We start from the raw sequence: 12,491 nt of genomic DNA on the forward strand, positions 1-12,491 counted from the left end.
CACCAAACTGTCAGTGCGTAACGTCACGAATAGGACAGGACTTTGGGCCTCAGGTTTAGCTGTGCAATGCATCTGACCTGCGGAAATACCCTTCCGGAGGGACATAGGTCACATCTTGGAAGGGATTGGATCACAAATCGGCCCAGAGGCCCGGTGGTTCCGGGCTTCTGGGCCGATTCGTTCACGCTGGGTTCAATTCCCGTCACAGGAACGGGTCGTCGCTGTCAGCTCAGGCGCTCGATGACCATCGCCATGCCCTGGCCGCCGCCGACGCACATGGTCTCCAGGCCGAACTGCTTGTCGTGGAACTGGAGGCTGTTGATGAGCGTGCCGGTGATGCGGGCGCCGGTCATGCCGAAGGGGTGGCCGATCGCGATGGCGCCGCCGTTCACGTTCAGCTTGTCCAGCGGGATGTTCAGGTCGCGGGCGCTCGGGATCACCTGGGCGGCGAAGGCCTCGTTGATCTCGAACAGGTCGATGTCGTCGACGGTGAGGCCGGCGCGGCTGAGCGCCTGCTTGCTGGCCTCCACCGGGCCGAGGCCCATGATCTCGGGGGACAGGCCGGTGACGCCGGTCGAGACGATGCGGGCGAGCGGGGTCAGGCCGAGCTCGCGGGCCTTCGTGTCGGACATGATCACGAGGGCGGCGGCGCCGTCGTTCAGCGGGCAGCAGTTGCCGGCGGTGACCAGGCCGTCGGGGCGGAAGACCGGCTTGAGGCCCTGGACGGCCTCCAGCGTGACACCCGCGCGCGGGCCGTCGTCCTTGCTGACGACCGTTCCGTCCGGGGTCGTGATCGGGGTGATCTCGCGCTCCCAGAAGCCGTTCTTGATGGCTTCCTCGGCGAGGTTCTGCGAGCGGACGCCGAACTCGTCCATGTCCTGGCGGGTGACGCCCTTGAGGCGGGCCAGGTTCTCGGCGGTCTGGCCCATCCCGATGTACGCGTCCGGGATCCGGCTGTCCTCGCGCGGGTCGTGCCAGGTCGAGCCCTCCGACTGCGCGACCTCGACCGTGCGGGCCTCGGCGTCGGCGAAGAGGGGGTTGTGGGTGTCCGGCATGCCGTCGGAGGTGCCCTTGACGGACCGCGACACCATCTCGACGCCCGCCGAGATGAAGACGTCGCCCTCGCCCGCCTTGATGGCGTGCAGGGCCATGCGGGAGGTCTGCAGGGACGAGGAACAGTAGCGGGTGATGGTGCAGCCCGGGAGGTGGTCCATGCCCATCTGCACGGCCACGATGCGGCCGAGGTTGTGGCCCTGCTCGCCGCCGGGGAGGCCGCAGCCGAGCATCAGGTCGTCGATGAGCTTCGGGTCCAGCTCGGGGACCTTGGCGAGGGCGGCCTGGATGATCGTGGCGGTCAGGTCGTCGGGGCGCACGTCCTTCAGGGAGCCCTTGAAGGCGCGGCCGATCGGGGAGCGGGCGGCTGAGACGATCACGGCTTCGGGCATCACGGCTCCATTGGCGTACGGGAAGTGTGCGGGGCTGCTTGGGAAGTTACCCGTACGTACCGCCGGGGTCACCGGTGTTGGGGTGTGACACCGGCCGCACTTTTCTAAGCGCTTGCTTTTTCCTGGCGGGGGCGCCTTGGAGGAGGGGGTACGTCCCCCAGACCGGCACTCCAAGCCACCCCACGCCAAGCACCCACTCGGGGCTCCGCCCCGGACCCCGCTCCTCAATCGCCGGAGGGGCTGAATCTTCCAGGACTCCGCCCCGGACCCCGCTCCTCAATCGCCGGAGGGGCTGAAATTCTTGTGCCGGGCGGCGCTGAATTCTTGTGCCGGGCGGGCTGAATCCTGCGGGTTGGGCCTGGATTCCGGCTCCTTCCTGACCAGGCCAAGGGCGAGCTACCTAGGGGCGCGGGGAACTGCGCGCCCGGCCCCCACGCACCCGCACCCGGGTACGGTCTCGCTCCCGCCCGGATCGGGGCCGCCTTTCCGGTGCCGGTCAGGGTGAGGTGCCTAGGGGCGCGGGGAACTGCGCGACCGGCCCCCACGGACCCGCACCCGGGTACGGTCCGGCTCGCCCCGACCGGGGCCGCCTTTCCGGTGCCGGTCAGGGTGAGATGCCTAGGGGTGCGGGGAACTGCGCGACCGGCCCCCACGGACCCGCACCCGGGTACGGTCCGGCTCGCCCCGACCGGGGCCGCCTTTCCCGTGCCGGTCAGGGCGAGGTGCCTAGGGGCGCGGGGAACTGCGCGGCCGGCCCCCACGGACCCGCACCCGGGTACGGTCTCGCTCCCGCCCGGATCGGGGCCGCCTTTCCGGTGCCGGTCAGGGTGAGGTGCCTAGGGGCGCGGGGAACTGCGCGACCGGCCCCCACGGACCCGCACCCGGGTACGGTCCGGCTCGCCCCGACCGGGGCCGCCTTTCCGGTGCCGGCCGGGGTGAGGTGCCTAGGGGTGCGGGGAACTGCGCGACCGGCCCCCACGCACCCGCGGCCGGGTACGGTCCGGCTCGCCCCGACCGGGGCCGCCTTTCCGGTGCCGGCCGGGGTGAGGTGTCTAGGGGCGCGGGGAACTGCGCGGCCGGCCCCCGCGTGCCCGCACCTGGGTCAGTTCGACGGGGTCGGGGTCGGGTCTGTTGCCGGGAGGCGTTGGCGGCGGCGGCGTTTCAGGAGGGCCCAGGGGCCACGGGGCCCGGTCGGCATGGCGGCAGCCACCTCGGTGCCGGGCTCGGCCGCGGCCTCCGCCGCCGCCCGCGCGACCGGCAGGAACCCCTCGTGACGCGAGACGTCGGGCCGCTCGTCCTCGGCCGGCCACAGCCCCAGCGCCGCGCAGACCGTCGGCAGCAGAGCCATGGCGGCCGTCGCGTACCCCTCGGCCGAGGGGTGGTAGTGGTCGGGACCGAACAGCTCACGCGGGTTCGCCGCGAACTCGGGGCCCAGCAGGTCGCCCAGCGACACCGTCCGGCCCCCCTGCTCGACCGTCCCGATCGTCTGCGCGGCGGCGAGCTGGCGGGACGCACGCCGCGCCAGCCACCGCAGCGGCTGCTGGACCTGCTCGACCGTGCCCAGGTCGGGACACGTGCCGACGACCACCTCGGCACCGGCCGTGCGCAGCCGCCGGACCGCCGCGGACAGATGACGCACGGAGCGCGTCGGCGGCATCCGGTGCGTCACGTCGTTCGCGCCGACCATGATCACGCAGATGTCGGGCAGCCGCGAGGTGTCCGCGAGAGCGAGCGCGACCTGACGGTCCAGGTCGTCCGACTGGGCGCCGGGCAGCGCCACGTTGCACAGCTCCACCGGCCGCTCGGCCACCGCCGCGAGCCCCGAGGACAGCAGCGCCCCCGGCGTCTGGCGGGCCCTGCGCACCCCCTGGCCGGCGGCCGTCGAGTCGCCGAGCATCGTCAGCCGCAGCGGGGGTTCGTCAGGGGAGGCACCGGCGTAGTCGTACCCGTACAGACCGTCCGCGCGCGGGGCGTAGGGAGCGTGTCCGTTGTTCACATGCCGCTTCACGAACTGCACCTCGGCCAGCACCAGACCGACGGCCGCCGCACCCACCAGCCCGACGCCGCCCCCGCCGTACGCCGCGCCCGCGGCGATCCGCCGGGCCACCCTCGCTCTCGACATGCTCGACATCCGTCGCCGCCACCTCCTGTAGCCGTACAACCACTGCTTGCCCCGAAGAGCGGGTGGGCCAATCGCAACTGAGGGTGAACGGCTGCTCAGGGCCGTAGGCTGACGGGACCATTCCTTTAAAAAACGCAGCTCCGGAGACAACGGTGCAATTCCACGACTCGATGATCAGTCTCGTCGGCAACACCCCGCTGGTGAGACTCAACAACGTGACCGCGGGGATCCAGGCGACCGTCCTGGCGAAGGTCGAGTACTTCAACCCGGGCGGATCCGTGAAGGACCGCATCGCCCTGCGCATGATCGAGGCCGCGGAGGAGAGCGGCGCGCTCAAGCCCGGCGGCACGATCGTCGAGCCGACCAGTGGAAACACCGGTGTAGGCCTCGCCATCGTGGCGCAGCAGAAGGGGTACCACTGCATCTTCGTGTGCCCCGACAAGGTCTCCGCCGACAAGATCAACGTGATGCGCGCGTACGGAGCCGAGGTCGTGGTCTGCCCCACCGCCGTCGACCCGGAGCACCCGGACTCGTACTACAACGTGTCAGACCGGCTCGTGCGGGAGACCCCGGGAGCCTGGAAGCCCGACCAGTACTCCAACCCGAACAACCCCCTCTCGCACTATCACTCGACCGGCCCCGAGCTCTGGGAGCAGACCGAGGGGAAGATCACGCACTTCGTCGCGGGCGTCGGCACCGGCGGCACGATCTCCGGCACCGGCCGGTATCTGAAGGACGCCAGCGACGGCAAGGTCCAGGTCGTCGGCGCCGACCCCGAGGGGTCCGTGTACTCCGGCGGCTCCGGCCGGCCCTACCTGGTCGAGGGCGTCGGTGAGGACTTCTGGCCCACCGCCTACGACCGTACGGTCGCGGACGAGATCGTCGCGGTGTCCGACAAGGACTCCTTCCAGATGACGCGCCGCCTGGCCAAGGAGGAGGGGCTGCTCGTCGGCGGCTCCTGCGGCATGGCCGTCGTCGCCGCGCTGCGCGTCGCCGAGCGCCTCGGCCCCGACGACGTCGTCGTCGTGCTGCTCCCCGACAGCGGCCGCGGCTACCTCAGCAAGATCTTCAACGACGAGTGGATGGCCGACTACGGCTTCCTGGAGGACACCGGCCCGAGCGCCCGTGTCGCCGACGTCCTGAACGACAAGGCGGGCGCCTCGATCCCCTCGCTGGTGCACATGCACCCGGAGGAGACCGTCGGCGAGGCCATCGAGGTGCTGCGTGAGTACGGCGTCTCGCAGATGCCGATCGTCAAGCCGGGCGCCGGTCACCCGGACGTGATGGCCGCCGAGGTCATCGGCTCGGTCGTGGAGCGCGAGCTCCTGGACGCGCTGTTCACCAAGCGGGCCTCCCTGGACGACCCGCTGGAGAAGCACATGTCGTCGCCGCTGCCGCAGGTCGGCTCCGGTGAGCCGGTCGCCGACCTGATGTCCGTGCTCGGCGGCGCCGACGCGGCGATCGTGCTCGTCGAGGGCAAGCCGACCGGCGTCGTCAGCCGGCAGGACCTGCTGTCCTTCCTGGCCAAGGGCGGCACCAGGGCCTGACCCGTCCGGCGCCGGAGCAGGGTTTTCGCGCGAAGTGCCGGATCCGTGTGGATCTTCCGGCTCCGGCCGGGGCGAACTTCGCGGAAGTGGTACGAGCGCGTCACGTCCGCGCAGCACCCGCTTAACACGGGTCCGGCACATTAGTGGGTGTCGGCAGGGCGGGAGCGGCTCCCCGCCCGGGCCGGCGGCGAACGGCGCCAAGGACCTCCGGAGCGGCTCCCGGACCTCCATGGACGCCTAGGACGCGCAAGCCTGGTCCTGACCCGGCCCGCGTCCCTCGCGGGGACCGCCGTCGTCCCGCCCCCCTTCACCGGGGGTGCGGCGGTCCCCGCGCAATACGTCGAAGGGCCCGGCACTCGTCCCGAGTGCCGGGCCCTTTCGTATGCCGTCGGGCGCCTACTCCTCCCAGTCCGACTCCTGCCGGGACGCGCGGCGGCCGAAGAAGCCGGGCGACAGGCGCACCGCCTGGACCACGTTCACCCCGACGATGCCGCCCCAGGCGACGAGCAGACCGGGCAGGCCGGCCTGGGCGGCGCCGATCGCGGACAGCGGGATCGCGAGGACGAGTGAGACGATGCCGAAGCCGAACCGCTCGCCCCAGGAGTCGGCGGACTGGGGAGCGCGCGACCCGCGCGCCACCGTCATCTGCTGTTCGGCGAGCCGGCGCCGCACCCGGCGGTCGACGGCGCCGTCGAGGCGCTGCTCGACCTTCTCCAGGAACGAGTCGACCAGCGCGGACTCGTACTCCTCGCCGAGTTCCCTGCGCGCGTGCAGGGTGGCGTCGAGTTCCTTCTTCAGCTCCGCGTCGTCATGGCGGGCGTTCATACCGGTCATGTCCATCACGTTAGGCAGCCGGGGCGCCCCTGGCACTGGGGATAGCCCCCGTGTTGCGGCGGGGCCGGGCCCCCGGAGGGTGCCCCTTGCCGGTCTGCATATCGTCATGCAGAGTTCTCGGTACCTGAATAGAAGGGTGTGCGCGTGGGGTCGTCATGGATCGTGGACACGTCGTGCGCGGTGTCGCCTCCGACGGCCGCCGCGCCCGCGGTCCTTCACGGCCGCGGCGCCGGAGTCCTTCGCGGACCCGGCCGCGCCCGGCCGCGCCCCTTCCTCGCCGCTCACGAGGCCGTGTCCCCGGGCGGGACGGTCCAGGAGTACGCCGCCGGTCCCGCGCTCCGTGACCTGCGGGCCCTCTCCGCCCCCGCCCCGCCCGGCCACGCTGTACTCTCCCGGGGCGTCGAGGAACAGGCGGGCTCCGCCTCTCACGCCGCACGCCGGACGCCGCGCGCGTGTGGTGCGCACCGTCCCGTCGTCGGCCGTGAACCGGGCGCCGCGGTACGGGCGCCGCGCCGCCGCGACCTGCGGCCCGACCCGGAGCCCGGCCGGTTCACGGACATCTGGAGGGGGAGCACGTCATGAGCACGCTCGGCGACAGGGCCGCAGGCGGCGACAAGGACGGGGACGGCGGGACGATGGGGGGCGGCGGGACGATGCGGGACGGTACGGCGACGGGGGTCGGCCGGGCGACGGGGGTCGACGAGGCGCCGGGCGCCGGTGGGGCGTCGGGCGCCGGCGAGGCGTCGGAAGGCGTCGGACCGCAGGGCGACGCGGGCGTGGGCGACAGCCCCGCCGGACGGCTCCAGAGCCTCTTCGAGGGGCGCCGGCTCACCCCGACCCAGCGGCGCATCGCCCACAGCATGGTGCGCAGCGCCGCCGACGTGCCGTTCCTGTCCAGCGTCGAACTCGCGGAACTCGCCGGAGTCAGCCAGCCCTCCGTCACCCGCTTCGCGGTCGCGCTCGGCTTCGACGGCTACCCGGCGCTGCGCAGGCACCTGCGCGAGGTCGCGCCCACCGAACAGGCCGCCGACACCGCCTCGTACAACGAGTACCAGCAGGCCGTCGAGGCCGAGATCGAGAACCTGCGTCACCTCGCCGCCGTGCTCGCCGATCCGCGGCCGGTCGCTCGCGCGGGGCGGCTGCTGGCCGCGTCCCGCCCGCTGCCCGTCCTCGGGCTGCGCGCCGCCGCCTCCCAGGCCTACGGCTTCGCCTACTTCGCCGCCAAGGTGCACCCCGACGTCCGGCTGCTGCACGAGGGCGGCACGATGCTCCAGGACCGCATCGACGCGGCCGTCCGGGCCGGGGCCACGGCCCTGCTGTGCTTCGCGCTGCCCCGCCACCCGCGCGAGGTCGTCGACGCCCTCGGCTACGCGAAGGAGGCCGGGCTGACCGTCGTCACGGTCGCCGACTCGGCGTTCGCGCCGGTGGCGAAGGTGTCCGACCTGCTGCTCCCCGCCGCCGTCGGCACCGGCCTCGCGTTCGACACGGCGTGCGCGCCGATGCTGCTGGGCCGTGTCCTGCTGGAGGCCATGTGCGACGACCTGCCGGACGCGCAGGCGCGACTGGAGCAGTTCGACGCACGCGCCGCCGTACGGGGCCTGTTCGTGGAGTAGCGGGCGCCGTGCGGGGCCTTGCTCGTGGAGGGCCCGTTCGTGGAGGGCCCGTTCGTCGAGAGCCCCGCTTTCAGAGGGCCCCGTTCGGGGAGCGGAGGAGCGTCGTCCCCCGGCGCCGGAGCGGCGATTCCGGTGTTTCTCAGACGCGTCTCACCTTCCGTGGCTAACCTGCGCGCCCGAAGACATACGGGCGTGGCGGCCGTCGGCGGCCCGCCCGTGGACGTGCAGACGCTGGGGACGGGAGGCGGATCGTGGCGCGCGGAGGACAGGGACTGGCCCGAGTGGCCGTCGTGGTGCGGGCGGGAGCATCACCGCTGTGGTGGTGCGGAGTACTGGCGGCCGGAGTCGGAGTGCTGCTCCCCGGGCTGACCGGGCGCAGGATCGGCGTCCTCGGGGGCGCCGCGCTGTTTCTCGTCACGGCCGCCGTGGTGGCGCTGTGGCGCAGGAAGCGGTACGACGCCCTGGTCCGCTCGGCCGCCCGCGCGGGCAAGCACGATGTGCTCCAGGACCGTGCCGTGACCGTCCGCAACTGGCGCCGGGGCCACCGCTGGTGGCTGCTGCTCGGCTTCGCCGCCGCGCTGGGCAGTTCGTTCGCGGTGCCCGCCGCGGGCGGCATGCTGCTCGCCGGGGCGGGTGTCGGACTGTGGCTGAAGGCCGCCCGGCTCGGTCGGGTGGAGCGAGCCGAACAGGCGTTGATCTGGGTGCGCGTCGACTGGCTCGGCCCGCGCGCCGGCGCGCCCGTGGGTAAGCCGGTCCGTGCCGTCCGGGCCACCGGAGTGGCGGCGGGTGACGCCGCGCCCGGTGGGGCGCGGCGTCACTGACCGGAGCGGCTCCGGACCCGGTGGCGCGGACTAGATCTCCAGATCGGCCTCGATCCTCTTCAACTGGTGCCGGGCCATCGCCAGGTTGGCACGCTTCTGGTCGAGCACCAGGTACAGGAAGAGGCCGTTCCCGCCGCGCCCCTTCATCAGCCGGATCAGGTGGTACTGGTCGGAGAGCGTGATCAGGATGTCCTCGATGTCGCCCTTCAGGCCGAGGTGTTCCATCGTGCGCAGTTTGGCCCGGACGACGTCGGTGTTGCCGGCGGCCGCGACCGTGAGGTCGAAGCTCTTGCTGCCGCCGATGGTGCCCAGCGCCATTCCGCTCGTGTAGTCCACGAGCGCGGCTCCCGTCGCGCCCTCGATGGACGCCAGAGCCTCTTTGAGGGCGGTCTCGGTGTTCGTCATGATGGGGTGCTCCTTCAGCTCTCTGATGTTCTCGGGTTGGTGGCAGGAGTGGATGTGGACCGCGGGGTGGCGCCCCGTGGGGTGCGTGTGCGCAGTGGGGTCTTGGCGGAGGTCTTGGCCGGTTCGGCGGCCGGTTCGCCGCGAGCCGTGGCGGCGTCGACGAGTTCGCCGATCCGGGTGCCGGAGCGCCGCCCCTCCAGGTGCAGCCGGCCGACGTTGACCCGGTCCTGGGCGAGCAGCGTGAGCACCGCGGAGCCGCCCGCGGCGTACGTCGCGACATAGCCGTGCACGCCGCGCACCAGCAGTTCGCGCAGGTCGCCGTGGCCGGTGGACTCGGCCATGCGTATGGCGACGCCCAGGGCGGCCGCGGTGAGCGCGGCCAGGCCGTCCGGCTCCACGCCCGGTGTGTCATGGGCGAGGACGAGGCCGTCGGCACTGGCCGCGAGGGCTCCGGTCAGCTGGGGCACGCGGGCCCGGAGCCGATGGAGTTCGTCCAGGACTTCGGCCTCCGCCGCCATCAGCAGTCTCCTCTCGGCACGCTGTCGTAGCGCGCGGATCACAAGGCCTCCCGCGGGGTTGGGACTCACAAGGCCTCCAGCGCGTCTCTGAGTCGCCGCAGCAACGCGACGTCGGGATCGGCGGAGGTCTGGGTGAGCACGCCGGGCGGGGGAAGCGGCTGCGGTTCGGGCGCGGCCGTCACGAGTCCGGCGGCGGCGAGCCGGCGCAGGTCGACGAGCGTGTGGAAGGCGGGCCGCCCCAGCGCGAGGGACACGTCGGCCGCCGTGCGGACACCGTCCACCCGGCCGAGGACGGCCTCCTGGCGCAGCGGCACCGTCGGCCCCGCGGTGAGCCGGGCGCGCCGCAGCGGTGCGGTGTCGGTGGCCGGGTCGGGCCAGATCCGGTGCAGGAGTTCCCGCCGGCGCACCGTCTCGCGCTCCAGCGCGGCGACCGGGACGGGGCGGACCGGGCCGAACCAGTGGGCGGCGCCGTAACGGAAGCGGCTCGGGGTGCTGCTCGGCCCGAGCACGAAGTACGCGGCGTCGTAGAGGGAGCCGAGGTGGCACAGTTCCAGCGCGCCCTCCGCGATCCGCCCGCTGTCGATCAGGAACCGGCCGACCCGGCGGCGCGCCCCGGCCGTGGCGACCGCCTCCCGCCACACCTCGGGGTCCAGGACGCCGTGGACGGAGAAGAGGACGTCGAGTCCGGGGGTGGCCGGGCTCTCGGCGTGCACGACCTCGCCGTCGGCGAGGTAGAGGGTGCCGCGTTCGCGGATCAGGACGCCGGTGGCCCGTTCGTCGGCGAGCCTGCTGAGCATCGGTGAGGCGCCGCCGGCGGCGCCCGGTGCCGGGTCCCTCATCGGGAGCCGGGGCGGGGGAGAGGTCCTGACCGTGGTCATACGAGCACCAGCCGTCCGGCCATCTCGCCCAGTCGGATGCGGGCCAGGGCGAGATTGCCGTCCGAGCGGGCCAGCCACAGATGCAGGAACACGCTGCTGTCGAAGGCGGTCCGGACGAATCGCAGGACGTGGTAGCTGTCGCGGTTGCTGATGATCAGGTCTTCGATCGGGGTTTCCTGGTCGGACCACTCGGACCAGTCGGAGCCGCCCTTGGGGGCGAACGAGCGGTTCTCCGCGGCGAGCCGGGCCAGTTCGGCCGCCTCCGCCGCGGTCGTCTCGTGGTCGTCGCCCGGAGCGTCGCCGACCGTGCCCAGGGCCAGGCCGCTGGTCCAGTCGACCACCGATGCGCCCCGCGCACCGGGCAGTGTCATGGCCTCCAGCAGGCACTCGTCGATACCGGGCACCGTGTCTCCCTCCCGCCAAAGGGTTCGGCCGAGTGACGCCGAAGTTACGCACTGTGTGCACGGGAAGGGAGTGATCCGGCATTTTCCTGTGGAAAATGCCCGCGATGACTAAGGTGGGTCAACTGACCACATTCTCAGGCGTGCCTAAACCCCCTGGGGTCGGTTTGTGCTGCCCTGGGGCGGGAGTGCGGGGGCGTATGCGGGTGTGAGGGGGCGCTCGTCGTGTCGGGTGCGCTGTGGCGTCCGCCGGTGAGTGTGGTGCCGGTCGGCCGGTGCCTGCGTTCTAGGGTTCGCCCCCTCCGCCCCTTCCCGTCCCGTTCCCGGGGCTCCGCCCCGGACCCCGCTCCTCAAACGCCGGAGGGGCTGAATTTTTCCCGCGGCCGAAGGTGAGGGGAGGGGCTGAGTTTTCCCGCGGCCGAAGGGGAGGGGAGGGGCTGATCTTCTACAAGCCGGTGAGGGAGTGGGTGTGGGGGCCGCCCGACTCGGTGACGATCTCGGGGAGGGTCTGGGGGGTCCGTACGACCGCGAAGCGGGTGGCACCCGGGTCGCCCTCAGCCGGTGCGTAGCCGTAGATGCCGGGGCGGGCCAGGGAGTTGTACGCGTAGTGGTGCGCGAAGCAGTACGCGCCCGTGTCGAGGGCGGCCACATGGTCGCCCGGTTCGAGCGGCGGCAGCGGGCGGCCCTCGGCGAGCAGGTCGCCCGCGAAGCAGGCCGGTCCGGCGACGTCCTGGACGACGTCCGGCCCCGTCCTGGGCCGGCCCTTCGCGTCGTACGCGGCGATCCGCAGCGGCCACGACTCCGGCGCGTACACGGTGCGGGTCGCCACCTGCACCCCGGCGTGGGTGACCGCGACGGCCCGGCCCCCGGCGGACTTCGTGTACTCGACCCGGGCCAGCACCGTCCCGTGCTTGGCCAGCAGAGACCGCCCGAACTCGGTCACCAGCCCGTACCGCCCGTCGAACAGCCCCGGTGTCACCTCCGCGAGCAGCCGCGCGTACTGCTCGTACGTCGGCGCCATGGTGTCGGAGCCGAAGTCGACCGGCAGTCCGCCGCCGATGTCGATCGTGTCGACCTGCTGTCGCCCGACGTGCCGGTTGATCTCCTCGGCCAGCGCGTACGTCTCCGCCACACCCCGTGCCATCAGCGGGAGCGGCATGCCCTGCGAGCCCGAGTGCGCGTGCAGCCGGGTGAGCCAGGGCCGCTCCGCGTACGCCCGCACGATCCAGGCGCGGGCTCCCTCGTCCCGCAGCGCGACCCCGAACTTGGAGGTCGCCGTCGCGGTGGACAGCGCACCGATCGATCCCCCGCCGACCTGCGGGTTCACCCGGAGTCCGATGGGGGAGCGGGTGGCCGCCGAGCGGACGAGGGCGTCGATGCGGTGCAGCTCCTGCGGGTTGTCCGCGTTGACCGCGATGCCCAGCGCCAGCGCCTCGCGCAGTTCGGCGGGCGTCTTGGCCGGCGAGTCGAGCACGGTCCGCCCGGCCCGGATGCCGGCCGCCCGGGCGAGCGCGAGTTCCCCGGGGCTCGCCACCTCGGCGCCGATGCCCTCCTCGCGCAGCAGCCGCAGGACGGGGACGAGGGGCGTCGCCTTCACCGCGAAGGCGTGCAGCACCGGAGTTCCGGGGGCGGTCACCGCCGCGAAGGCGGAGTGCAGGGCGGCGGCCGAGGCCCGTATGCCGGGGACGTCCAGGAGCGCGACGACGGGCCGGTCCGGCGCGAGGAGCCCCTGCTCCACGGCGGCCCGTACGGCGTCGTCCCGCCGCGAGACGCGCGCCGCGTCCCGGGCCTGTGCCGAAGACATCGCAGCCCCACCCGCCCGGTCGTCGCCGCCTGCCCGATCCCCTGCCCTGTCCATCTCTGCGCCCATGGGTCCCAGCCAAACATCCGGGAGGGGCGCGCGCGGG

11 protein-coding genes and 1 pseudogene are annotated in these 12,491 nt (G+C 73.0%); 4 read left to right on the forward strand and 8 right to left on the reverse strand.

Annotated features, from left to right (window positions below):
• Nucleotides 1–224: 224 nt before the first annotated feature.
• Nucleotides 225–1,445 (reverse strand): acetyl-CoA C-acetyltransferase, encoded by a 1,221-nt coding sequence (locus ACFYYF_RS37420; RefSeq protein ID WP_339129773.1) that lies wholly within the window; start codon nucleotides 1,443–1,445, stop codon nucleotides 225–227.
• Nucleotides 1,446–2,547: 1,102 nt separating this feature from the next.
• Nucleotides 2,548–3,576 (reverse strand): SGNH/GDSL hydrolase family protein, encoded by a 1,029-nt coding sequence (locus ACFYYF_RS37425; RefSeq protein WP_361684059.1) that lies wholly within the window; start codon nucleotides 3,574–3,576, stop codon nucleotides 2,548–2,550.
• 143 nt (nucleotides 3,577–3,719) lie between these two features.
• Here ACFYYF_RS37425 and ACFYYF_RS37430 point away from each other — a divergent pair, with 143 nt between their 5' ends.
• Nucleotides 3,720–5,114 (forward strand): cystathionine beta-synthase, encoded by a 1,395-nt coding sequence (locus ACFYYF_RS37430; protein ID WP_388782985.1) that lies wholly within the window; start codon nucleotides 3,720–3,722, stop codon nucleotides 5,112–5,114.
• Nucleotides 5,115–5,510: 396 nt separating this feature from the next.
• Here the strand turns inward: ACFYYF_RS37430 and ACFYYF_RS37435 are convergent, their stop codons facing one another.
• Nucleotides 5,511–5,948: a hypothetical protein gene (locus tag ACFYYF_RS37435; protein WP_388782987.1), complete on the reverse strand. Its 438-nt coding sequence runs from the start codon at nucleotides 5,946–5,948 to the stop codon at nucleotides 5,511–5,513.
• A 255-nt stretch (nucleotides 5,949–6,203) separates the two neighbouring features.
• Between ACFYYF_RS37435 and ACFYYF_RS37440 the strand changes: the two are divergent.
• The 3 genes and pseudogenes from ACFYYF_RS37440 to ACFYYF_RS37450 all read left to right on the forward strand — a co-directional run.
• A pseudogene (locus ACFYYF_RS37440) lies at nucleotides 6,204–6,530 on the forward strand (histidine ammonia-lyase); the annotation flags it as partial.
• Nucleotides 6,527–7,561, forward strand: coding sequence for a MurR/RpiR family transcriptional regulator (locus ACFYYF_RS37445; protein ID WP_388782990.1), 1,035 nt, complete (start codon nucleotides 6,527–6,529; stop codon nucleotides 7,559–7,561). The pseudogene ACFYYF_RS37440 and the gene ACFYYF_RS37445, both read left to right, overlap by 4 nt.
• A gap of 251 nt (nucleotides 7,562–7,812) precedes the next feature.
• Nucleotides 7,813–8,382, forward strand: coding sequence for a hypothetical protein (locus ACFYYF_RS37450; RefSeq protein WP_388782992.1), 570 nt, complete (start codon nucleotides 7,813–7,815; stop codon nucleotides 8,380–8,382).
• Between the two features lie 30 nt (nucleotides 8,383–8,412).
• On the opposite strand, the gene ACFYYF_RS37455 is transcribed toward ACFYYF_RS37450, so the two are convergent.
• From ACFYYF_RS37455 to ACFYYF_RS37475, 5 genes are all read right to left on the reverse strand, one after another.
• Nucleotides 8,413–8,787: a hypothetical protein gene (locus ACFYYF_RS37455; RefSeq protein WP_355763800.1), complete on the reverse strand. Its 375-nt coding sequence runs from the start codon at nucleotides 8,785–8,787 to the stop codon at nucleotides 8,413–8,415.
• 14 nt (nucleotides 8,788–8,801) lie between these two features.
• Complete coding sequence (locus ACFYYF_RS37460) at nucleotides 8,802–9,305, reverse strand: roadblock/LC7 domain-containing protein (RefSeq protein ID WP_361684075.1); 504 nt, start codon at nucleotides 9,303–9,305, stop codon at nucleotides 8,802–8,804.
• 65 nt (nucleotides 9,306–9,370) lie between these two features.
• Complete coding sequence (locus ACFYYF_RS37465; protein WP_361684124.1) at nucleotides 9,371–10,144, reverse strand: transcriptional regulator; 774 nt, start codon at nucleotides 10,142–10,144, stop codon at nucleotides 9,371–9,373.
• Between the two features lie 35 nt (nucleotides 10,145–10,179).
• Entirely contained in the window at nucleotides 10,180–10,587 is a 408-nt protein-coding gene (locus tag ACFYYF_RS37470) for a hypothetical protein (protein WP_037628227.1), read from the reverse strand.
• A 442-nt stretch (nucleotides 10,588–11,029) separates the two neighbouring features.
• Nucleotides 11,030–12,388, reverse strand: a complete 1,359-nt coding sequence (locus ACFYYF_RS37475; RefSeq protein ID WP_388782995.1) for a diaminopimelate decarboxylase — start codon at nucleotides 12,386–12,388, stop codon at nucleotides 11,030–11,032.
• Nucleotides 12,389–12,491: the final 103 nt, after the last annotated feature.

The sequence above is a fragment of the Streptomyces sp. NPDC001914 genome, assembly GCF_042891215.1.
Classification (GTDB): domain Bacteria; phylum Actinomycetota; class Actinomycetes; order Streptomycetales; family Streptomycetaceae; genus Streptomyces.

Excerpts from the sequence above, each read along its gene's own strand:
- ACFYYF_RS37445 (WP_388782990.1), top strand. The coding sequence starts at position 6,527 with ATGAGCACGCTCGGCGACAGGGCCGCAGGCGGCGACAAGGACGGGGAC.
- ACFYYF_RS37420 (WP_339129773.1), bottom strand. The coding sequence starts at position 1,445 with ATGCCCGAAGCCGTGATCGTCTCAGCCGCCCGCTCCCCGATCGGCCGC.
- ACFYYF_RS37475 (WP_388782995.1), bottom strand. The coding sequence starts at position 12,388 with ATGTCTTCGGCACAGGCCCGGGACGCGGCGCGCGTCTCGCGGCGGGAC.
- ACFYYF_RS37435 (WP_388782987.1), bottom strand. The coding sequence starts at position 5,948 with ATGACCGGTATGAACGCCCGCCATGACGACGCGGAGCTGAAGAAGGAA.
- ACFYYF_RS37425 (WP_361684059.1), bottom strand. The coding sequence starts at position 3,576 with ATGTCGAGCATGTCGAGAGCGAGGGTGGCCCGGCGGATCGCCGCGGGC.
- ACFYYF_RS37465 (WP_361684124.1), bottom strand. The coding sequence starts at position 10,144 with ATGAGGGACCCGGCACCGGGCGCCGCCGGCGGCGCCTCACCGATGCTC.
- ACFYYF_RS37455 (WP_355763800.1), bottom strand. The coding sequence starts at position 8,787 with ATGACGAACACCGAGACCGCCCTCAAAGAGGCTCTGGCGTCCATCGAG.
- ACFYYF_RS37460 (WP_361684075.1), bottom strand. The coding sequence starts at position 9,305 with ATGGCGGCGGAGGCCGAAGTCCTGGACGAACTCCATCGGCTCCGGGCC.